Here is a 20,529-nt window from a genome sequence, read left to right as displayed (position 1 = left end):
GCCGAGCGCGGTCCGGGTTGGGCGTTGAGGCCGGTTCTGCCTAACGGATGCCCTTCTGCGACAGGTCGAGCAGGGCGTCGACATCGTCCGGCGTGATCAGCGCCTTGCCGGTGTTGATGTCGAATGGCGGGAACTTGTAGTTGTTCAGCAGGTAGAGCTGGTGGACCGGGTAGTAGCCCTGCAGGTAGGGCTGCTGGTCGACCGTCAGCTGGATATAGCCGCTCTTCATCTCGTCGAAGACCACCGGCACCAGGTCGAAGCCGGCGAGCAGGACCTCACCCGGCTTCTTGCCGAGATCGCGAAGCGTAACCGCGGCGCCGGCATGCCAGTAGCCGGTGTCGAAATAGGCGGTGGTCGGGGTGGCCTGGACGTAGGCGGCGACGCGCTGGCCGGTCGTCGACAGGTCGAGGCCGGAGTCGATCCGCTCGTAGGTGATCTCGCGGTCCGGATTGGCGGCGATGTATTCCTTCATGAAGCGCTCGACGCCGGCGGCGCGGGTCTCGGACCACACCTGGCCGGGGCCGCTGACGCCGATCAGGACATGGATCGGACCATCGGCCGGGAAGTTCTTCGACTGGGCTTCGGCCAGATCGTAGCCGGCCTGCTCGAGATCCTGGCCGACATAGGCGAGGCGGAACTTGCCGTCCGGATGATCGACGTTCGAGGCGATGATCGGAACGCCGGCATCCTGCGCCCGCTGCAGCGCCTCGTCGAAGATGTTGCCGCCGGCAAAGGTGGTGATGATGCCGGTCGGGTTGTTGGCGAGGGCCGCCTCAAGGTTGTTGAGCTGCTCCTGGAAATTGCCATCCTGTTGCAGGAAGACCATCTGGCAATCGGCCTGGATCTCGGCGCAGGCGTCGTCGAAGCCGAGCTTGACCGCCTGCCAGAACACGTTGGTCGGCGTCGAGTGCAGCAGGTAGGTGATGCGCTCCTGGGCCTGAAGGGCGGTCGCGCCCGTCAGCATGACCGCAGCGGCAATGCCGCCGATCAGATACTTCTTCATTCGGAATTTCCTCCCATTGAAATGCCCGGTCCGAGACCGAAGCCCTAGCAAGGCGGCGCAGCGGCCGCCTTCCGTCGATCACCATGGCGGATTGTTGGCGGACTGGAAACACCCGTGCCCAATCCGTTGGTGATGTTTTTCGATCAGGCGGATGCCACTCTATCTCACGCGGCTAGCGAATCCCATCGCGCCCTGACCAGATCCTTCATCATCAGCGCCTCGGCCCAGCGATCCGTGGTATCGTTGCCATCGGGACCGGTGATCGCGTAGGGCTTGGGGCCGAGTTCGCAGGTGAAGGCGAGCGTTTCGTCCGGCCCGGCGCGGCGCTTCCAGCTCCTGAAGCCGTATTCCCACCAGTCGAGGAAGAGATCGAGCCACATCTTGTGATGCGGGAAGGATATCTCGATCTGGACCTGCTCGCGGCTGGCGACGCGCCCGTGAAACGCCCAGGCGCTGTCGAGGACGCGGTGGATGTAGCCGTGATTGACCTCGTCGATCGGCCATTCGAACTCGCGCCCGACGAGGAAGTGCGAGATGTCGCCGAGCAGCTTGAGATCGGGGAAGCAGTCGAGCAGGTCGAGGGTGAAGAAGAGATCGGTCGTCATCCGGTCGCGGTGGGTCTCGACATAGACCGGGAAATCGACTTCCTCGGAGAGGCGTCGCCAGCCCTCGAGCAGCGGGATGCAGTCCTGCAGCCGACGCGGCCGGACATTCGGCTGGATGTCGAGATGGTGAAGCCCGGACTCCGTCGCGATCTCGAGCACCGGCTTGAGATCGTCGACAGTCGCCGGGAAGCACTGGCCTTCGGCGGTCAGGCCGTGTTGCTTGAGGAGGGCGGAAATCCGCCGGACCGTGTCGCGGTCCCGCCAGTCCGAGCTGATGCCGTCATAGCCGGCACCTGCGATCATCTCGATATTTTCCTCGAGGCTGCGCTCGATGCCGTCGGTGTGGCGCCGTTCCATTGCCCAGAGCGACTGGAAGATCAGGATTTTCTGCACGGACTGGACTCCTCCGAAGGGTTGGGTTTGTTTGGATTTGCCGCCGCGTCAGGCCGCTTGTTGCCGCATCAGGGCCTTGAGGTTCACCAGCGGGTCGGCGAGGGCGGCCGGATCGGGACAGAGGCCCCGTTCGATCATCATCTGACCGAGCCGGATGGCGCGGCCGATTTCGCCACTGGTGCCGTAGCCGCTGGCGCCGACCAGCCGTCCGTCCGCGGCGAGGTGGAAGACGACCACCGCCTTGTCGCCGAGCGGACGCTCGACTGCCCGGACGGCGCGATCCGGGAGGCCGGCGATCTGGATGGTCATGTCATATTGATCGGACCACATCCACGGAGCGGCGTCGCATTCCTCGCCGGCGCCCAGCATGTTATGCGCGGCGATCGGCCCCTGTTCCTCCGCGTTCTTCCAGCTTTCGAGGCGGATGCGGTCGCCGAAGAGCCGATGATCGAAGGCGCAGACGTCGCCGGCGGCGAAGATGTCGGGATCGGAGGTGCGCAAGGTGGCGTCGACGAGGATGCCGTTGTCGACCGCGAGGCCGGCGGCTTCGGCAAGCGCCACTCTCGGAACCGCGCCGATGCTGACGAGAACCGCGTCGCAGGCGATCTCCGATCCGTCGTCGAGCCTGACCGCTGTAACCTGGCTGTCACCGAGGATCCCGGTAACCTGGCGACCAAGGCGGATATCGACCCCCGCCACCGCGTGGCGCGCGCGCATCCGCTCGGATATCTCCGGCGGCACCGCCCGCATCAGCAGGCGCTTGCCGGTCTCGATCACCGTGACCTTGCAGCCGAGGGCGACGGCGTTCGACGCGACCTCGAGGCCGATGAAGCCGCCGCCGATGATGACGAGATGCGCGCCTCCGACAAGTCGGCCCTTGAGGGCGAGCGAGTCGGCGATGGTGCGGACGGTGTGCACGCCGTCGCGGGTCGCGCCGGGAACCGGAAGGCGGCGTGGCTCGGCGCCCGTCGCCAGCAGCAGCCGCTTGTAGGGAATGACGCTCTCGTCGCCGAGCCGGACCTCGCGGCGCCCGCGGTCGATCGCGATCGCCGTGGCGTCGAGGCGGAGATCGATGTCGTGCTCCCGGTAGAAGTCCCGGTCGAGGAGGGCGCAGTCTTCGGCGGTCTTGGTGCCGGCCAGCATCTCTTTCGACAGGGGCGGACGTTCGTGGGGCGGATGGCTTTCGGAGCCGATCACGGTGAGGGGTCCGGTCCAGCCGGACTCGCGCAGCGCCTGCGCGGCGCGCCCGCCCGCATGCCCGGCGCCGACGATCACCATGCCGACGGGCCGGGTCATGGGCAGCCTACTTCAAATGCCGGTGCGGTTCGTCTATTGCCGACAGTCGCGCAACGCAGATCCGCAAGGGGAGGAATCGCAAAATGGAACGCATGGGCCAGGTCCTGACCCTCAAGCCGGGAACGGTCGAGGAATACAAGCGGCTCCACGCCGATGTCTGGCCGTCGGTGCTCGAGATGATCGCCGAATGCAACATCCGCAACTACTCGATCTTCCTCAAGGAGCCGGAGAACCTGCTGTTTGCCTATTTCGAATATCATGGGACCGACTATGCCGCGGACATGGAGAAGATGGCTGCCTCGGAGGAGACCCAGCGCTGGTGGGATATCTGCGGCCCGCTGCAGGAGCCCTTTCCCACCCGCAAGGAAGGCGAGTGGTGGGCGCGGATGGAGCAGGTCTTCTTCACCGACTGAGCCGCTGGGATCACGCCGTCCGGCCGCGCAAGCGACCGGGACCGGCTGTCACTCGGCTGCGACGCTTGTTGGCGACGTGCCGGGCGGGGTGAAAGGCCGCGCCGTCGGCGGCAGTTCCCGTTTGGCGTAGTAGCCGGGCTCCTTCACCTGCCGCAGCACGGTCGGGACAATCTCGCTGTAGGCGTCCCAGAAGCCGGTATAGGGCTTCGGCGTGTCGTCCTTCATCTCCTCATGCAGGGCAGGGAGATTGTAATAGGGGATCATTGGGAACATGTGATGCTCAACGTGATAGTTCATGTTGAGATACAGGAACCGGGCGATCGGATTCATCATCACCGTCCGGCAGTTCAGCCGGTGATCGAGGACGTCCTCGCAGAGCCCGGCATGCTGCGTCAGCCCGGTGGTGAGATACCACCAGGCGCCGTAGAAGGACGGCAGTCCGATGAACATCAGCGGCATGATGCTCCAGGTGACGAGCGACAGGGCGACGACCGCGACATAGATGCCGAGGTGGATCCTGGCGGTGCGGCAGACCCTCGACCACTCCGTCTCCGGGATGAAGGTCTTTTCCTCGTCGGTCAGCTTGCCGGTCGCGTGCAGGGCGATCTTCTTGAAATAGACCCGCCCCTGGGGAATGCCGAGGAAGGACAGGCATATCTCCAGGACATTCGGTGGACGGGGAACGGCGATCTCGGGATCACGGCCGACGATGATCGTGTCGGTGTGGTGGCGGGTATGGCTCCAGCGCCAGACCTCGGGCTCGCGCAGCACCATGAAGGAGAAGATTTCGTAGAGGATGTCGTTCTTCCACTGGGTGCGGAAGGCGGTGCGGTGACCGTATTCGTGCCAGCGGGCGTCGGAGGACGATCCATAGAGCATGCCGTAGACGATGAAGAAGGGAACCGCCCACCACGTGCCCCAGGTGAGAAGCGCGCCAAGGCCCGCGATCGCGAAGGCCGCCGCCCAGATGGTGATGTCCTTGGTCGCCGGCCCGTCGGACCGCTGCATCAGTTCCTTCAGGCGCTTGCGTGGAATGGGCGAGTGATACCATTCGGCGGTTGCCAGCCCGCGCTCCTCGGCCCGCTTCGTATCGAGGCCGACGAGGCTGTAGTCTCTCTTGAGAGCGTCGGAATTCATCGTATCCGCGGTCATCGTGATCCCTCCCGGAGATCCGCTGCCTGATGCAACATTTGATTATGCCCAGATAGTGGGCGGACATTGATCCCTGTCAATCGTCTTACCGGCAGTTGGGGACCAAAAGCCGCAATTCCTGTGATGGTTTTTTATCACCGTATTCTTGCAAACTACTTGGCACATGAGCGACCAGACCGCGTCATTCAGTTGTGCTGGTCGTTCGGCGGAATATTTTCCGGACCAAATATCGTGAAGGGAATGTCATTCGGTTCCGGTGGCGTGTCGGTGTGGCCGAATCGCCGGAGCAGGACATGGACGGCCCGCCGGACCTGCTCTTCCGGGTTCTGATCGATGACGAGGGTCATGACGTTGGCAGACAGCATACGGGCGGTGTGGATCGACAATTCGTGGCCGATGAAGACCGGCTTCTCTGTCCAGGCGACGCGCCCGATGACATTGTCGATGGCCCGGTTCGCACCGCCCGTATTGTAGATGCCTCTGATCTCCTCAGGAGCGCGCTGGATCCGGTCGAAGACGAGCGCTTCGGACTCGGCCTGGCGGTCCTGGCCCTCGATGACTTCGAGAATGGTCATGTCGGGGGCGTGGTCGCGCAGTCCGTCACGGAAGCCACTGACGCGCTCGGCATGGGCCCGGTAGTCGAAACTGTTGCACAGGACGATGACCGGGCCCGGGCGTCGGGCCATCCGCGCCATGAAGAATGCGGCGGTCCGGCCGGCGCTGTAGTGGTCGATGCCGACATAGGCGAGGCGCGGCGAGGTCGGGATGTCGGAGATCATCGTCACCACCGGGATGCCGCGCGAGGTGAGGGACGTGACCGCGTCGATGATGGCGAGCTGTTCCCGGCCGTAGATGATCAGGGCGTCGGCATTGGTCGAAAGGATGTGGTCGGCGACTTCCTGCGGCTGGGTCTCGTCGACGAAACTGCGCTGGACGATCACCGAGCGGTCGAGGGTGGCGCTGACCCTGAGGAAGGCGGCGTTGACCCTTTCGGTGAAGGGGGTCTCGCGACGTGCCATGACGACGCCGAGCCGCACCCCGCGCCGATAGGGTCGCGGCAGGATCCGCGGGAGGCCGAGGTCTCGGGCGGCATCGATCACCTTCCGCGCAGTCGCGGGCGAGACGTTGCCGCGTTCGTTCAGCACCCGGTCGACCGTCGCGATGCCGACGCCGGCCAGTTTCGCGACGTCGGCCAGCCCGGGTTTCGCCGGACGTTCTCCCTGCGTTTCGCGCGGCTTCGGCCTGTTGTCGGTATCGTCGCTCAACCGTCTCCCCCCGGATCCCTTCAATAGCCGATCCGAAATCAGGTGCGCGATCTTTGTGATGGGATACCATCACCGACGGCCGGAAGCCACCGCATCGGCGATTGCGGCGGTCCGGCACTCGCCTGTACGCTGGCCCTTCCATGACAGGCATGACATCGGAGCGCATGGCCGGACAGCCGGAAAGAATCGTGATCGTGGGAGGCGGGCAGGCCGGTGGCCGGCTCGCGCAGGCGCTCGTCGCCGCGGCCAGGCCCTTTTCGATCACCCTGATCTGCCGGGAGCCGCACCCGCCCTATCAGCGTCCGCCGCTGTCCAAGGGCGTGCTGCTCGGCACGGCGTCGCTCGACGATTGCCTGATCTGGCCGCCCGACGACCGGGCGTGGAAGGCCGTCGACCTGCGTCTCGGGGTGAGCGCCACGTCGATCGACCGCGAAGCGCGACGCGTGCATCTGGAAGACGGGAAGTCGGTCGCCTATGACCGGCTGGTGCTGGCGACCGGCTCGCGGGTTCGCCGGCTCTCGGTGCCGGGATCGGACCGCGGCAATATTCACTGCCTCAGGAGCGTCGATCAGGCGCAGGAGATCGCCAAGCACTTCGCGCGTGGCAAGCGACTGATGATCGTCGGCGGTGGATTCATCGGCCTCGAGATCGCCGCCTCCGCGCGGCTGCGGCATCTCGATATCACGGTCGTCGAGGCATCCGACCGGTTGCTGGCGCGGGTGGTGCCGAACCGGATCGCGTCGATGCTGGCCAGCCGCCATCGGGCGGAGGGCGTCCGCCTGCACATGGGCGCGATGGTCGAGGAATTCGAGACGGACGTCCGCGGGGTGGCGAAGGCCGCGCGGCTTTCATCCGGCGAGATGCTGCCCTGCGACCTCGCCGTCGTCGGAGTCGGCGTGGCGGCGAATGTCGAACTTGCCGAGGCGGCGGGACTCGCGACCGAAGTCGGGGTCCGCGTCGATGCCAGCCTCAGGACGTCCGATCCGGCGATCTTCGCCTGCGGCGACGTCGCCACATTCTGGCATCCGGTATTCGATCGCTTCGTGCGCGTCGAAGCCTTCCAGAATGCCGAGGATCATGCCCGGGTGATCGCCGGGGTGCTGGAGGGCGGCGAGGCGGTCTGCGACACGGTGCCGTTCTTCTGGTCCGACCAGTACGACTTGTCGCTCCAGATCGTCGGCCTGCCGCATCTTGGTTCCTCGACCGTCACCCGACAGGACAATGACGGAGCTGTGATCCTCTTCCACTTGCGGGCCGACGGACGCATCGTCGGTGCGACCGGGCTCGGCACGGTCGGCGCCATCGGCCGCGACATCCGTCTTGCCCAGGCGCTGATCGCGGCGCGGAGCTACCCCGATCCGGCGGTGCTGTCGGATCCGGGTGCCCGCCTGAAGACCTTGCTCGATCGCGGCACGCCGGACGCGCCAGCCTTCGCGGTGACTCACCGCAGCCCGCGGCCGGCCGCGCCGGGGCTCTAGGACGGGTCCGTCCCATCCGGGACGATGGCGTTTGACGGCATGGTCCGGGATCGGCCGCTTCGTACCTGAAGTTCACCTGTTCGGATTCGATCGGTCGATGACAGGCTCATTCGATGAGCCATTGATTGCATCCATGCATTGCAGTACTGTACGTACAAGAGGTACAAGATGACAAGAACCTGTCGGACAGGGCGAGCGCGGAGAAGTTGCACCATCGTCCTGACGCGCGCGAGAGCAGGGGTGAATTCCCGAGGACGTGACGGTTCAATGCGTCGCGGTTCACCAAAACGGACTGTTGCGGCGGCGCTTGCCGGTCCCGCGAACCTTGCTCGCCCCGGACCAAACGTTTCCTAGACGATCGAATTTCCCTCGGATGTCCCAATTCATGCTCGCCGTTCAGATCCGATCCGACCATTCAGTAGCGGTGATCGAGACGGATGTGCCGTCGATCGCGCCGGACGAGGTGCTGGTGAAGCCCTGTTCCTGCGGGATCTGCGGGACGGACTTGCACATCCTGCATCACGGTTTCCCGGGCACGCGCTATCCCGTGATCCCCGGTCATGAATTTTCCGGGCACGTCGTCGAGGTTGGCCGCGACGTGAGCGGGCTCAGGGAGGGCGATTTCGTGGCCGTTGACCCCAACGTGACCTGCGGCGTCTGCCGGTGGTGCAAGATGGGCCGGCCGAATCTCTGTGAAAAGCTGGACCCGATCGGGGTCGGGCGCCCGGGCGCGGCGGCCGAGTACGTGGCGGCCCCGGCCCGCAACACGTTCATCGTAAGGGAAAGCCTTGGCGGCAACCTCGCGGCGATGATCGAGCCGCTCGCTTGCGTGCTCCATGCCGTGGAACGTTCGCAAGGGGTTCTGGCGAAGGACGTGCTTGTCTTTGGGGGCGGAACGATGGGCCTGCTCACAGCGATTGTGAGCCGGCTCCGGGGGGCCAACCGGGTGGTACTCGCCGACCCGATGCCGGGCAAACTCGCCGTCGCGAAGTCCGCCGGCGTGGCCGAGGCGATTGATCCCGGCCTGCTGGGCACCGAAGCGTTCGACGTCGTGTTCGAAGCCGCCGGGTCCCGCGCCGCGCTCGATCAAGCTCTCGACCTGGTGCAGAAGACAGGCGTCCTGGTGCAAGTGGGCGTGCACGGCGAGCACGATTCCGTGCCGTTTAATCCATTCCGCATCTATGAGCGCGAACTCCACATCATAGGGTCGAACTCGCTGGCCGATAAGTTTCCCGAGGCGGTCGACGTGATGTCCGAGATTGCCGACCAGGCGCGTGTCCTGATCGACGACCGCTTTGAAGTCTGGGATTTCGGCGCGGCCGTTGACGAGATGGCCAAGGGCCAAACCATCAAGACCCAACTCCGCTTTGGCGGTTAGCACACTCACCGGAGAGGACAATGGCGAACCGCTATTCCACCAACTATCGGATGAACCGCGTCCTGCGGGATGATCGCGCCGCTCTCGTTATCCCGATCGACCATGGCCTCGTGTGGGGGCGGGTCGAGGCGCTCGAGGCGCCGGTCAAGGTGATGCGCCGCTACATCGGCGAGGACATTACGGGCTTCATGGTGTCCTCGGGCATCGTCAAGCAGTCCGAGGTCGATCTGGCGCGGGCCTCCCACCTTGCCCGCGTGCTTGCCATCGACGCATTCTGGCCGACGCACGCGCCGGAGACCGGGACGGGCTGCATGGTCTCCACCGTCGAGGACGCCGTGCGTCTCGGAGTCGACTGCATCAAGATGCTGATGCCCTTCAACGTCACCGACGAGGAGAAGGTGCGCTATTTCAGCCGGGTTGGCGCTGCCGTCAATGCGGCAAGCTGCTGGAACATCCCGACCATGCTGGAGCCTGTGTTCCTCAATGCGCCCCGCACGCCGGAGATCATCGAGGCCGAGCTCGAGGTGGCGCGGGTCTGCTACGACCTCGGCGCCGACATTATCAAGATCACCTTCCCCGGCATCGACGCGACCGCGAAGCTTGTCGATGAGCTCGACATCCCGATCGTGGTGGCGGGGGGGCCGAAGGAGGGCGACGCCGCCTCTACGGTGCGCGCCATCAGGGAGTCGATCCAAGCCGGTGCCCAGGGGGTTGTCGTCGGCCGCAAGATCTGGCAGCGCGATCCTGGGGAGGCTTCCGACATGATCAAGGAAATCGCGGAGATCACGCGCACGTCCTTCACCCGACGCTGGTAGCGACCGCTCCCCATGCCGACGCTCGACTGCGGGATCGATATCGGCAGTACCAATCTCAAGGTCGTGCTGGTGGCGCCGGACGGGACGGTCGTCGACACCAGGACGGTCCCGTCGCCGCGGGGCGACGACGGCGTTGGACCGGTGACCGATGCGACGGCCCTGGTCGCGCTGCTCGAGGAATTGATCATCGCGGGATGGCGCGAGGCGGGCGGCGGCCCGCCGTTGCGCAGCATCGCCGCCTCGGGCGTTGGCGAGGACGGAGTCGGCGTCGACGCCGGCATGGTTCCGACCGGCTTTGCGATCCCCTGGTTCGATGTCCGCGCGCGGGACGAGGCGGCGCGCCTCGCGGGCCGGTTCGGCGCCTTGATCGCCCGGTCAGGCATCGCCATCGGGCCGGATCGCACGGCGGCGAAGTGGCTGTGGCTCGCCACCCATCGCCCGGACGAGCTGATGGAAGCCTCGTCCTGGGTCGCCCTGACCGACTATCCGGCGGCCTGGTGGTCCGGCCGCCCCTTCATGAGTGCCAGCCTTGCGCCGCGCACCGCCTGTTTCGATGTGTTCGAACGCGACTGGATCGGGCCGCTGCTCGTCGCGGCGCGGGCGCCGCCGCTGCCCCCGATCGTCCCCGCCGGCTACATCCTCGGCGGCGTCACGCGGGGCGCTCTGCTCGCAAGTGGCGCCGCCAGTGGCGAGACCCTGGTAGTCGCGGGCGGACATGATCATCCGATGGCGGCCGCTGCGGTTCGGCGCTACGACCCGGGCGCCATCGTCGATTCCCTCGGCACCGCCAATCTCATCTACGGCGAGACCGACGGCGTGCGGCCCGGCATGGTCGATCCTGCCATCGCGCTGTCGCTACCGCCGGCCGGAGGCGAGGCGATCGCCTGTCTCGGTGTGCTGGAGATGGACGTGGACCTGGCCGCTGCCGGAGCGCGCGAGGCCGATATCCGCGGTTTTCTCGCCCGCGACCGACTGGCCGGCGCGCCGCCGGCAAACCCCGGCGAGCTTGCCGCCATGCTGCCCGGCACACGTGGCATCCGCCGCGCCCTCGAACGGGAGAGCTTCGCCGCCCGCCGCCTGATCGAACGCATGACCGCTGTCGGCGTGCCGCCTGGGCCAATCTACGCCACCGGTGGTCGGGCGCGGTCGCGCGGCTTCATCGAAATGCGCGCGAGCGTCTTCGGGCGTGCGATAATGGTCGTCGAGGAGATGGAGCTCTCAGCGCTCGGGGCCGCGCAATACGCCGCGGGTGCGGCAACGGGCGAGCCAGCTTGTCTTTTGCGCGAAACCGATATCAAAAGCGTTGGACCCTTGCCAGAATGGATGCAGACGTACGACGCTCTTCGGGAGACGCAGGCAGCCGGAAGCGGAGGGACACCGACGGAATAGGAGGTGAGTATGGCGCAATCGACCCTGTTTGATCGAGACATCGACCGGTCTTCGCCTCAACCCTTCTACCTGCAGCTCTCGGACGCGATCGAGGCGGCAATCGACAGCGGCCTGTTCACGCCGGGAGAGCGGCTGCCATCCGAAAGCGAGCTCTGCAGAAAGTTCGACCTGGCGCGCTCGACGGTCCGCGAGACCCTTCGCACGCTCGAGGATCGCCGGCGCATCCGGGTTGTTCCGCGTCGCGGGGCCTTCGTCATCGATCCTTGGCAGGCCGGCTGGGGGTTGCAGGTCGCGACCGGGTTCTTCGAAGGCGAAGTCGATGCAAACCGCCGCAATGTCGAGACCGAGATCCTCGAAGCGGAGGTCAAGCCGTTCAAGGGCCATTGCGCCAAGGCCCTCGACCTCGCCGAGGGGAGCCCCGGCTTCCTGCTCCGGCGTCTCCGCAAGCTCGACGGCAAGGAGGCCGTCTATTCGAAGAATTATCTGCCAATCGGAATGCGCGACGCGGTGCTCGCCGGCGACGTGCTTTCAGGCGGGTCGCTCAACAAGTCGCTTGGGAAGGCGGGGCACCGCATCTACAGCGCGCGTCGATCGGTCGAGGCGGTTGCCGCCGCTGCCGACGTGGCCAAGCTGCTCGCCGTGCCGGTCGCGTCGCCGCTGCTGCTGGTGACTTCGGTGTCCTGGGGGCAGAACGGCCAGCCTATCGACTACTATAATTCCTGGGTTCGCACCGACGTGGTCAACGTAACGGTGGAAGCGTCGACGGGCCCGAAATAGGCTCGACGGCCCACCGCCCGCCGCAAAGCCATTTCGTCTTCGTCACACTGAAAAATACTTGCTTTCGACGCCCAATAGTGACACGGTTTGTACGTACAAACAGTACAGGCATTACATTGGTGCGCATGGGAGGATCGATCGCGCACCGGAACCTGCCTTACAGGGTGAGCGGAGGAACCCGGTCGACAGTCGAATGCCGGTTCGGCGCTGGCGAGCGAAAGCGCGTCGTTCGCCGTCTCCTGTGCCTCAATGCGTTCGGACCCGGCCCGGGATTCGCCGGACGTATGTCCAGTGACCAACTTCTGGGGGGAGAGATTCCTCCGGTTGAAGAACCACATCAAAGGAGGATGCAAATGCGTTTCTGGAAATTCATGGCAACCACGGCAGTCGGGGTGGTCGTCGGCCTTGGCGCGGCGCAAGCGGAGACGACGCTTACGATCGCCACCGTGAACAACCCGGACATGGTTGTGATGCAGAAATACTCGGCCGAGTACGAAGCTGAGAAGGGAGTGAAGCTGAACTGGCTTGTGCTTGACGAGAACACACTGCGCCAGCGCGTTACGACCGACATCGCCACCAACGGCGGCCAGTTCGACATCATCACCATTGGCGCCTACGAAACCCCGATCTGGGGGAAGGCGGGCTGGCTGGTGCCGTTCGACGACCTGCCTGCGGATTATGACGCCGAAGACATGCTGCCGACGGTTCGGGATGCCTTGTCCTACGAGGGCAAGCTGTATTCGGTGCCGTTCTACGCCGAGAGCGCAATGACGTTCTACCGCAAGGACCTGTTCGAGAAGGCGGGTCTGACGATGCCGGATCAGCCGACATGGCAGCAAATTGCCGATTTCGCGGCCAAGCTCGATGACAAGGACAATGACATTCACGGCATCTGCGTCCGCGGCCTGCCGGGCTGGGGCGAGAACCTGGCGCTGGTCGGCCTGATGGCCAACGTGTTCGGTGGTGTCCAGTTCGACATGGACTGGCATTCGGCCGTGAACAGCGACAACTGGAAGGAAGCCGTCCAGTTCTACGTCGATCTGGCCAACAATTATGGCCCGCCGGGCGTGGTCGGCAACGGCTTCAACGAAAACCTCGCGCTGATGTCGGAAGGCAAGTGCGCGATGTGGAATGATGCCACGGTGGCGGCCGGTTTCCTTTTCGATCCGAAGCGGTCGAAAGTGGCCGACAAGCTCGGTCTGGCGCAGATGCCGATCGAGAAGTGGAACAAGGGGGGCGCCTGGCTCTGGGCCTGGGCACTCGGTGTCCCGTCGTCGTCGCAGCAGGTCGATGAGGCCAAGGCCTTCATCGAGTGGGCGACCTCGAAGGGCTACATCGACATGATTGGCGAGAAGGAAGGCTGGGTGACGATTCCGCCCGGTACCCGCAAGTCGACCTACGAGAACCAGAACTACCTTGACGCGGCGCCGTTCGCCAAGCCCACCCTGGCGGCCATCGAGAACGCCAGCCTGGTCGACAACACCATGGAGCCGAAGCCCTATGCCGGTATCAACTTCCCGCTGATTCCGGAGATGCAGGCCATCAACAACTACCTTGGCCAGCAGGTCGCCGCCGCGCTCACCGGCAAGATGTCGGTGTCCGATGCGCTCGACGACGCCGCGGCCAACGCCGACCGCGTCCTGCAGAAGGCCGGCTACTACAAGTAGACGACAAGGGGCCGGGCCGCGCACTGCGGCCCGGCCCACGACGAAAGGACGATCGGGGGGCGGATGTCAGCGCGGGAAGTTAGAGGAAGGACGTTAGTCCCGTCGCGGCGGCGACGCGGCGGTGCGGCCTGGCCGCTTATGCTGCCAGCGATCATTCTCCTCGCGATCTGGATGATCGTGCCGCTGGCGCTGACCATCTGGTACTCGTTCCAGAACTACAATCTGCAGATCCCGCCGCCGGAATGGGGTGGCCTGATCAACTACGAATTCCTGCTGACCGATCCCGATCTGCCGCGGGTGCTCAAGAACACCCTTGTGCTCGTCTTCGCGCCGATCGGGGTGACGGTGGTCCTCGGTACGCTCCTCGCGCTCCTCTATGACGGGCCCTTTCCCGGCCGACCAATCGCACGGCTCCTGGTCATCGCGCCGTTCTTCGTTATGCCGACGGTGGCCGCTCTAGTCTGGAAGAACCTGATCCTCCACCCGGTCTGGGGGCTGGTGTCGTGGTTGATGAAGTCGGTTGGGCTGGCGCCCATCGACTGGTTCTCGACCTATCCGATGACCGCGATCGTCATCATAGTGAGCTGGATTTGGACGCCCTTCACCACGCTTATCCTGCTGACGTCCCTGCAATCGCTTGACCGGGAGCAGCTCGAAGCCGCGCGCATGGATGGCGCGCGGTCCCTGGCCACGTTCCGGTACGTCGTACTGCCGCACCTCTACCGGCCGATCTCGGTGGTCGTGATGCTCGAGACGATCTTCTTCCTTGCCATCTACGCGGAGATCTATGTGACGACGCAGGGCGGACCGGGTACTGAGACGACCAACATTCCCTTTTATATCTTCTCGCGCGCTCTGCAGGGATTCGACGTCGGGCTGGCGTCCGCTGGCGGGCTGCTTGCCGTGATACTCGCCAATATCGTGGCGTTCTTCTTCATTCGCGCGATCGCCAAGCAACTGTGATGTCCGCTACCAAAAAGAAACGTCAGAAGCTGTTGCGGGCCATCGTCGGCTGGCTCGTGGCGCTGATCATGTTCTTCCCGGTGTTCTGGATGGCCCTCGCGGCGTTCAAGACCGAGCAGGATGCTGCCGCGCTTCCCCCGCTGCTGTTCTTTCATCCAACGCTCGAGAATTTCGCGGAGATGAGCGAGCGCGTGGGCTATCTGCGTCACGCCTGGAACAGCATCAGCGTCAGTTTCATTTCCACCATATTCGCCCTCCTGCTGGCGGCTCCGGCCGCCTACGTGATGGCCTTCCATGGCACCAACCGCACGCGGGCCGTGATGCTGTGGATGCTGTCCATCCGCTTCATGCCGGCGGTCGGCGTGCTCATTCCCATCTACCTCATCCTGGTCTCGGTCCGCCTGCTCGACACCACCTTCGCGCTCACCGTCATCATCGGCCTGTCGAACCTGCCGCTGGTGGTGTGGATGCTCTACTCCTATTTCAAGGAGGTCCCGTCGGAGATCCTCGAAGCGGCGCGGATGGACGGGGCGAGGCCGCTCACGCAGCTTCGCTATCTGCTGGTGCCGCTGACTGCGCCGGGCATTGCCTCGACGGCGCTGCTTTCGATCATCCTTGCCTGGAACGAGTCGTTCTGGGCGATCAACATCACCGCTACCGACGCCGGAACGCTGGCCCTCGCGATCGCCAGCTTCGCCAATTCGGAGGGGCTGTTCTGGGCCAAACTTTCGGCCGCCTCCTTGGCATCAGTCGCCCCCATCCTGATCTTTGGCTGGATCATGCAACGCCAGCTCGTGCGCGGTCTGACATTCGGCGCCGTGAAATAGGGAAGAGACAAGGAATGTCGACGCTCGAATTGAAATCGGTCAGCAAGAGCTTCGGCTCGGTGCCCGTGGTCCGCGACGTGAATCTCGCCGTCAAGGACCGGGAATTTGTCGTTCTGGTCGGGCCCTCCGGCTGCGGCAAGTCCACGCTGCTGAGGATGATCGCCGGGCTCGAGGAGATCACCGAGGGCGAGGTCCTGATCGACGGCGAGGTGGTGAACGACGTCTCGGCCGATGCGCGCGGCCTCGCCATGGTGTTCCAGAGCTACGCCCTCTATCCGCACATGACGGTCGCCGACAACATGGGCTTCGCGCTGAAGCTCGCCGGCGTCGACAAGGCGACGCGCGCCGCCAAGGTGCTGGAGGCCGCAAAGATCCTGCAGCTCGAGCATCTCCTCGAGCGTCGTCCCAAGGAACTCTCGGGCGGGCAGCGGCAACGTGTTGCCATCGGCCGGGCTATCGTCCGAAACCCCAAGATTTTTCTCTTCGATGAGCCGCTGTCGAACCTCGACGCCGCGCTCCGCGTGCAGATGCGGATCGAGCTCGCCCGGCTGCACCGCAGCCTCGACGCGACCATGATCTATGTGACCCATGACCAGATCGAGGCGATGACCATGGCCGACCGGATCGTGGTGATGCGGGACGGCATCGTCGAGCAGGCCGGCGCACCGCTTGAACTCTACGAGCGGCCCGTCAATACGTTCGTCGCGGGGTTCATCGGCTCGCCCAAGATGAATCTGATCGGCGCCACCGTGCAGGCCATCGAGGGCAACAGGGCGCTTCTGGCGATGCCGGGTGGGTCGCGACTGTCCGTCGAGGCCGAGATGCCTCTGTCAGTCGGGCGTAAGGTCACAGTCGGAATCCGACCCGAGGCGCTGCACTTCGTCGACGAGGGCGAATTTGCCGGCGCGATCAACGTGATCGAGAGGCTCGGCAGCGAAACTCTATGCTACGTCGACATCGGCGCCGACGATCTCGTCACCGTGGAGGTCGCTCACGACGCGGAGGTCGCAATCAACGACCGGCGTCTGCTCGGCGTAGACAACAACCGTCTGCATCTGTTCGACGACAAAGGCCTGGCGCTGGTGCGGCGATAGGGACCGCATCGCCAAGGTCATGGCACTGAAGGTGCCGCAAGGGGACGCTCTACCTGCGCGGTGAGGGCGAGGAGGCGCCGTCGGCGATCGCCGATCCGGCCGATTTCGTGCGGCGCGATTTCGACGATTGAGGCGGAGACTGGACGACCCGTGATGCTGCTCTCGAATGCAACCCTTCCCGGTCTTGCCGACAACGTGCTTCGACCGACCTATGACCGCTCGAAGCTCACCCCCGGCATTGTGCATATCGGGCTCGGCAACTTCCATCGAGCGCACCAGTCCTGGTATCTGCACCGACTGATGGAACGCGGACTGGCCCATGACTGGGCCATCGTCGGTGCCGGCGTCCGCCCTTATGACGCGGTGCAGCGGGAGAAACTGAAGGCCCAGGACTATTTGACCACGCTGATCGAGCTCGACCCTTCGGGAAAGTCGGCCGAGGTGGTCGGCTCGATGATCGACTATGTCGAGGTCGTCGATGGCAACGGTCCGCTGATCGCGCGCATGGCGGAGCCCGCGATCCGGATCGTTGCGCTCACGGTCACCGAGGGCGGCTATTACATTGACCCGGCGACGAAGTCGTTTGATGAGAGCCATCCCGACATCGTCCACGATGCCGCCCATCCCGAGAGCCCCAGGACGGCCTTCGGAGCCATGGTGGCGGCGCTGAGGCTGCGGCGCGACCGCGGTGTCGGACCCTTCACCGGCCAGAGCTGTGACAATCTGCAAGGCAACGGCAACATCCTGCGCCAGACCATTGTCTCACTCGCCCGCCTCTCCGATCCGGCGCTGGCTGACTGGATCGACGCCAACTGCACCTTCCCCAATTCCATGGTCGACTGCATCGTGCCGGCCACCGGGCACCAGGAGCTGGCACTCGCGCGCGAGTTCGGCATCGACGACGCGGTGCCGGTGACGCACGAGAACTTCCGCCAATGGGTCATCGAAGATGCCTTCTGTCAGGGCCGCCCGCCGTGGGACAAGGTGGGAGCGCAGTTCTCCGATGACGTGCACGGCTACGAGATGCAGAAGATCCGCATCCTCAATGCCGGCCACCAGTGCTTCGCCAACGTGGCCGAGATCATGGACATCGCCGTGGTCTCGGACATCATGCGGCACCCGACGATCCGCGCGTTTTTCAGCAAGGTCGAGACCGAGGAGATCGTCCCGCTGGTGGTGCCGGTGCCCGGCAAGACGCCGATCGAATACTTCAGGCTGATCGAGGAGCGCTTCTCGAATCCCGCCATCGTCGATACCGCCCGGCGGATCGCCTTCGATGGCGCGTCGCGCCATCCCGGCATGGTCATTCCGACGGCCCGCGAAGCCCTGGCATCGGGTGCCCCGGTGGCAGGGCTGGCATTGGTCGAAGCCGCCTGGTGCCGGCAGTGCTACGGCACCCGCGAGAATGGTCATGTCATTGAGGCGAACGACCCGCACTGGGATGACCTCATGGCGGTGGCGAAGCAGGCGAAGCACGATCCGCGGGCGTGGCTCGGGATGCGTCAGTACTACGGCGACCTCGCCGACAAGCCGGTCTTTGCCGAGGCCTTCGACAGGTGGCTGCGGATGATCTGGGCTGAGGGCGTCGAGGCGACAATGAAGGCCTATCTGGCCTCGTGACGCGGCTTCGACCCACGGGCAGGTGAGGGGCAGGTGTCGCGGCCGTCGGACCGGTCGACGGCAATGCCTTCTTCCCGTTCAGACTGGAAGGGGCTCTCGCGCCGGCGTCCGGTCGGGTGGAAGCGATCGCGCCGCAAGGTCGCGGAGACGGGGACCCGTCCGCCCCATGCCGACGGAACACATCCGGAGACAAGACGAGCGTCGGCGTTCAGGCATTCGGAAATATTGGTACGCCCTACGGGAATCGAACCCGTGTTTCCGCCGTGAAAGGGCGGCGTCCTGGACCTCTAGACGAAGGGCGCAACGCGCTGCCTTATAAAGGCGATCCCCACCCGGAAACAAGAGGATACCGACGGCATCTTTTCGGGTCCGTCGATTTTCGTGTCTTCCGGCCGGAAACGACCGCGCCGGAGCGGAGTGTTACGCCGCCGCCGCGCGGTCCATGGTCACGATATCGGCTACCACTCGCCGGTATTCGGCATCGAGGCCCAGGGCTCCTGCGGGGCGAGAGAGGCGCCCTTCTGGAGGATTTCGAGAGAGATGTTGTCGGGCGAGCGGATGAAGGCCATGTGGCCGTCGCGTGGCGGGCGGTTCACCGTGACGCCAGCGTCCATCGCCTTCTGGCAGAAGGCGTAGATGTCGTCGACCTCATAGGCGAGGTGGCCGAAGTTGCGGCCGCCCGTATAGACCTCCGGGTCCCAGTTATAGGTCAGTTCGATCGGCGCCTCTTCCTGGCCTTCCGCCGCGAGGAAGACGAGGGTGAAGCGACCCTTCTCGTTCTCGATCCGGCGCGTCTCCCGGAGGCCGAGCAGATCGCGATAGAACCTGAGTGATTCGTCGAGGTCGGTGACCCGGACCATGGTGTGCAGGTATTTCATGAAGAACTCCTCCGGAAGTCTGGCGCGTTGCGGCGGCAGCATAAGGTCACGAAGGACAAAGGCAAATCGCGATCCCGATCGGCGACCGTTGCATAGAGTACACAGGGCGCGGAAACAGTGCCATTTTGGGCTGGTCTCTCGCCTAGCGGGTGTTATGCTCGAAAGAGATTCGGCGAAGGCTGCGCCGATTTGCGGCATCGTGTAGGGGCACCACGTCAATATGGGGGCGAAGGTCTCACCCGGACTTCCTCTCGGCGTCGAGGCGGGCGAGGAACGTTCAGTCGAACTGGTCGAGGTCTCGGGCGTCATCAAGTGGTTTGACGCGTCGAAGGGCTATGGCTTCATCGTCCCGGACGACGGCGCGCCCGACGTGCTGCTCCATGTCACCTGCCTGAGGCAGGATGGATTCCAGACCGCGCATGAAGGCGCGCGCATCGTCTGCGAGGCGGTCAGGCGCGAGAAGGGGATGCAGGCCTTCCGCATCCTCAGCATGGACGAGTCGACGGCGGTGCGTCCGCCGCAGACGGTCGCCTCGCGCACGCATACGACGGTGACGCCGACCAGTGGTCTCGAGCGCGCGACGGTGAAGTGGTTCAACCGGGTTCGCGGCTATGGCTTCCTGACCCGCGGCGAGGGCACCGAGGACATCTTCGTCCACATGGAGACGCTGCGGCAGTATGGCCTTGCCGAGTTGCGGCCGGGCCAAACCGTGCTGGTCCGCTACGGCGACGGCGCCAAGGGGCTGATGGCGGCGGAAGTGCTGCCGGATACGGGCAGCGGCGGGCTGTCGTCGCACTAGCTGCGCAATCCGGAATTCCAGAGTCCGATCAACGCCGGTAGGCGCGTTTTTTCGCGCGCTGGTTTAATTCGGCTGGCGGTAGACGGCGCGGGTGCTGAGCGACGCGAAGGCGGATGCCAGCAGGAAGGTCGCGAAGCCGGCGGTGATCGCCCGGGTGCCGATCGAGGGGATCAGGACGAAGGTCGTGATGATGATCCCGACGATGTTGCCGAAGGAGGAGATGGCGAACAGCCCTCCCGATATCCGCCCGGCGTCGCTCGGCTCGCGCAAGAGCAGCCGGACGGAGAGCGGCGAATACATGCCGAGGATGACCAGCGGCGGAAAGCAGACGACGAAGCCGCTGGTGAAGAGGGCGGTGAACTCGCCGTCGATCTGGTCGATCAGCGCTTCGAGTCCTCCCTGCGACAGCCAGTAGACGAAGAAGAGATAGGCCGACGACGCGAACTTGATCAGCGCGGCAAGTCCGAATCCGGGAAAGCGGTCGGCGACGAAGCCGCCCAGGAAATAGCCTGCCATCAGCCCGCCGACGACGATCGAGATGATCGTTGCCCAGGTGTAGATGCCGCTGCCGAAGAGGGGCGTCAGGATACGGCTCGCGACCATCTCGAAGCCGAGCGTCACGAAGCCGAGGGTCAGCACGTCGAGGACGACGAGGAATGCGGCGGCGGGGCCGACGGCCAGCCGGCGATGAAGGGGGAGCGCTATCGCTGTTGTCAT

The 20,529-nt window shown here is 64.9% G+C and carries 19 protein-coding genes and 1 tRNA gene; 12 read left to right on the top strand and 8 right to left on the bottom strand.

All coding sequences use genetic code 11. The annotated features are described in order from the left end of the window. Positions 1-40: 40 nt before the first annotated feature. The 3 genes from KDJ86_RS16340 to KDJ86_RS16330 form a co-directional block, all read right to left on the bottom strand. Positions 41-1,003, bottom strand: coding sequence for a sugar ABC transporter substrate-binding protein (locus tag KDJ86_RS16340; RefSeq protein ID WP_291748179.1), 963 nt, complete (start codon positions 1,001-1,003; stop codon positions 41-43). 164 nt (positions 1,004-1,167) lie between these two features. Further along, positions 1,168-1,965, bottom strand: coding sequence for a sugar phosphate isomerase/epimerase family protein (locus KDJ86_RS16335; RefSeq protein ID WP_521085309.1), 798 nt, complete (start codon positions 1,963-1,965; stop codon positions 1,168-1,170). A gap of 84 nt (positions 1,966-2,049) precedes the next feature. Continuing rightward, positions 2,050-3,297 carry an NAD(P)/FAD-dependent oxidoreductase gene (locus tag KDJ86_RS16330; protein ID WP_291748173.1) on the bottom strand — a complete coding sequence of 416 codons (1,248 nt, stop codon included), beginning with the start codon at positions 3,295-3,297 and terminating at the stop codon, positions 2,050-2,052. Between the two features lie 83 nt (positions 3,298-3,380). Here KDJ86_RS16330 and KDJ86_RS16325 point away from each other — a divergent pair, with 83 nt between their 5' ends. Continuing rightward, positions 3,381-3,710 (top strand): L-rhamnose mutarotase, encoded by a 330-nt coding sequence (locus KDJ86_RS16325; RefSeq protein ID WP_291748170.1) that lies wholly within the window; start codon positions 3,381-3,383, stop codon positions 3,708-3,710. A gap of 48 nt (positions 3,711-3,758) precedes the next feature. On the opposite strand, the gene KDJ86_RS16320 is transcribed toward KDJ86_RS16325, so the two are convergent. Together KDJ86_RS16320 and KDJ86_RS16315 are read right to left on the bottom strand one after the other, a co-directional pair. Continuing rightward, a complete protein-coding gene (locus tag KDJ86_RS16320) occupies positions 3,759-4,862 on the bottom strand; it encodes a fatty acid desaturase family protein (protein ID WP_291748168.1) in 1,104 nt (367 codons plus the stop codon). 185 nt (positions 4,863-5,047) lie between these two features. Further along, a complete protein-coding gene (locus KDJ86_RS16315) occupies positions 5,048-6,127 on the bottom strand; it encodes a LacI family DNA-binding transcriptional regulator (RefSeq protein WP_291748166.1) in 1,080 nt (359 codons plus the stop codon). 164 nt (positions 6,128-6,291) lie between these two features. Between KDJ86_RS16315 and KDJ86_RS16310 the strand changes: the two genes are divergently transcribed. From KDJ86_RS16310 to KDJ86_RS16265, 10 genes are all read left to right on the top strand, one after another. Continuing rightward, positions 6,292-7,605 carry an NAD(P)/FAD-dependent oxidoreductase gene (locus KDJ86_RS16310; RefSeq protein ID WP_521085306.1) on the top strand — a complete coding sequence of 438 codons (1,314 nt, stop codon included), beginning with the start codon at positions 6,292-6,294 and terminating at the stop codon, positions 7,603-7,605. A gap of 385 nt (positions 7,606-7,990) precedes the next feature. Further along, on the top strand, positions 7,991-8,983 hold the full coding sequence (locus tag KDJ86_RS16305; RefSeq protein WP_291748160.1) for an alcohol dehydrogenase catalytic domain-containing protein: 993 nt from the start codon (positions 7,991-7,993) through the stop codon (positions 8,981-8,983). A 20-nt stretch (positions 8,984-9,003) separates the two neighbouring features. Beyond that, complete coding sequence (locus KDJ86_RS16300) at positions 9,004-9,798, top strand: class I fructose-bisphosphate aldolase (protein WP_291748159.1); 795 nt, start codon at positions 9,004-9,006, stop codon at positions 9,796-9,798. Between the two features lie 12 nt (positions 9,799-9,810). Next, positions 9,811-11,187 carry an FGGY-family carbohydrate kinase gene (locus KDJ86_RS16295; protein ID WP_291748156.1) on the top strand — a complete coding sequence of 459 codons (1,377 nt, stop codon included), beginning with the start codon at positions 9,811-9,813 and terminating at the stop codon, positions 11,185-11,187. Between the two features lie 9 nt (positions 11,188-11,196). After that, positions 11,197-11,964, top strand: coding sequence for a GntR family transcriptional regulator (locus tag KDJ86_RS16290; RefSeq protein WP_291748153.1), 768 nt, complete (start codon positions 11,197-11,199; stop codon positions 11,962-11,964). A 347-nt stretch (positions 11,965-12,311) separates the two neighbouring features. Continuing rightward, complete coding sequence (locus tag KDJ86_RS16285) at positions 12,312-13,631, top strand: ABC transporter substrate-binding protein (protein WP_521085308.1); 1,320 nt, start codon at positions 12,312-12,314, stop codon at positions 13,629-13,631. 138 nt (positions 13,632-13,769) lie between these two features. Continuing rightward, the gene (locus tag KDJ86_RS16280) at positions 13,770-14,594 is read left to right on the top strand and encodes a carbohydrate ABC transporter permease (protein WP_291748151.1); all 825 of its coding nucleotides are present in this window, start codon (positions 13,770-13,772) and stop codon (positions 14,592-14,594) included. Then, positions 14,594-15,421, top strand: coding sequence for a carbohydrate ABC transporter permease (locus KDJ86_RS16275; protein WP_291748209.1), 828 nt, complete (start codon positions 14,594-14,596; stop codon positions 15,419-15,421). Before KDJ86_RS16280 ends, KDJ86_RS16275 begins: the two co-directional genes overlap by 1 nt. 14 nt (positions 15,422-15,435) lie before the next feature. Next, the gene (locus KDJ86_RS16270; RefSeq protein ID WP_291748149.1) at positions 15,436-16,515 is read left to right on the top strand and encodes an ABC transporter ATP-binding protein; all 1,080 of its coding nucleotides are present in this window, start codon (positions 15,436-15,438) and stop codon (positions 16,513-16,515) included. 153 nt (positions 16,516-16,668) lie between these two features. Beyond that, positions 16,669-18,135, top strand: coding sequence for a mannitol dehydrogenase family protein (locus KDJ86_RS16265; protein WP_291748146.1), 1,467 nt, complete (start codon positions 16,669-16,671; stop codon positions 18,133-18,135). Between the two features lie 226 nt (positions 18,136-18,361). Here the strand turns inward: KDJ86_RS16265 and KDJ86_RS16260 are convergent. Both KDJ86_RS16260 and KDJ86_RS16255 read right to left on the bottom strand, forming a co-directional pair. After that, positions 18,362-18,437: transfer RNA gene (locus KDJ86_RS16260), tRNA-Glu, on the bottom strand. Positions 18,438-18,593: 156 nt separating this feature from the next. Further along, a complete protein-coding gene (locus KDJ86_RS16255; protein WP_291748144.1) occupies positions 18,594-19,013 on the bottom strand; it encodes a VOC family protein in 420 nt (139 codons plus the stop codon). 220 nt (positions 19,014-19,233) lie between these two features. On the opposite strand from KDJ86_RS16255, the gene KDJ86_RS16250 reads away from it, so the two are divergent. After that, positions 19,234-19,812: a cold-shock protein gene (locus KDJ86_RS16250; RefSeq protein WP_291748142.1), complete on the top strand. Its 579-nt coding sequence runs from the start codon at positions 19,234-19,236 to the stop codon at positions 19,810-19,812. Between the two features lie 63 nt (positions 19,813-19,875). Here KDJ86_RS16250 and KDJ86_RS16245 read toward each other — a convergent pair whose 3' ends face one another. Further along, complete coding sequence (locus KDJ86_RS16245; protein WP_291748139.1) at positions 19,876-20,529, bottom strand: fused MFS/spermidine synthase; 654 nt, start codon at positions 20,527-20,529, stop codon at positions 19,876-19,878.

This window comes from Bauldia sp. (assembly GCF_020442045.1).
Classification (GTDB): Bacteria; Pseudomonadota; Alphaproteobacteria; order Rhizobiales; family Kaistiaceae; genus Bauldia.
Note: the sequence above shows the minus strand (reverse complement) of the source record. Positions and strands in the feature narration are given on the sequence as shown.

Coding starts and splice junctions, on each gene's coding strand:
- KDJ86_RS16340 (WP_291748179.1), bottom strand. CDS start 1,003: ATGAAGAAGTATCTGATCGGCGGCATTGCCGCTGCGGTCATGCTGACG.
- KDJ86_RS16335 (WP_521085309.1), bottom strand. CDS start 1,965: ATGGAACGGCGCCACACCGACGGCATCGAGCGCAGCCTCGAGGAAAAT.
- KDJ86_RS16330 (WP_291748173.1), bottom strand. CDS start 3,297: ATGACCCGGCCCGTCGGCATGGTGATCGTCGGCGCCGGGCATGCGGGC.
- KDJ86_RS16325 (WP_291748170.1), top strand. CDS start 3,381: ATGGAACGCATGGGCCAGGTCCTGACCCTCAAGCCGGGAACGGTCGAG.
- KDJ86_RS16320 (WP_291748168.1), bottom strand. CDS start 4,862: ATGACCGCGGATACGATGAATTCCGACGCTCTCAAGAGAGACTACAGC.
- KDJ86_RS16310 (WP_521085306.1), top strand. CDS start 6,292: ATGGCCGGACAGCCGGAAAGAATCGTGATCGTGGGAGGCGGGCAGGCC.
- KDJ86_RS16305 (WP_291748160.1), top strand. CDS start 7,991: ATGCTCGCCGTTCAGATCCGATCCGACCATTCAGTAGCGGTGATCGAG.
- KDJ86_RS16300 (WP_291748159.1), top strand. CDS start 9,004: ATGGCGAACCGCTATTCCACCAACTATCGGATGAACCGCGTCCTGCGG.
- KDJ86_RS16295 (WP_291748156.1), top strand. CDS start 9,811: ATGCCGACGCTCGACTGCGGGATCGATATCGGCAGTACCAATCTCAAG.
- KDJ86_RS16290 (WP_291748153.1), top strand. CDS start 11,197: ATGGCGCAATCGACCCTGTTTGATCGAGACATCGACCGGTCTTCGCCT.
- KDJ86_RS16285 (WP_521085308.1), top strand. CDS start 12,312: ATGCAAATGCGTTTCTGGAAATTCATGGCAACCACGGCAGTCGGGGTG.
- KDJ86_RS16280 (WP_291748151.1), top strand. CDS start 13,770: ATGCTGCCAGCGATCATTCTCCTCGCGATCTGGATGATCGTGCCGCTG.
- KDJ86_RS16275 (WP_291748209.1), top strand. CDS start 14,594: ATGTCCGCTACCAAAAAGAAACGTCAGAAGCTGTTGCGGGCCATCGTC.
- KDJ86_RS16270 (WP_291748149.1), top strand. CDS start 15,436: ATGTCGACGCTCGAATTGAAATCGGTCAGCAAGAGCTTCGGCTCGGTG.
- KDJ86_RS16265 (WP_291748146.1), top strand. CDS start 16,669: ATGCTGCTCTCGAATGCAACCCTTCCCGGTCTTGCCGACAACGTGCTT.
- KDJ86_RS16255 (WP_291748144.1), bottom strand. CDS start 19,013: ATGAAATACCTGCACACCATGGTCCGGGTCACCGACCTCGACGAATCA.
- KDJ86_RS16250 (WP_291748142.1), top strand. CDS start 19,234: ATGGGGGCGAAGGTCTCACCCGGACTTCCTCTCGGCGTCGAGGCGGGC.
- KDJ86_RS16245 (WP_291748139.1), bottom strand. CDS start 20,529: ATGACAACAGCGATAGCGCTCCCCCTTCATCGCCGGCTGGCCGTCGGC.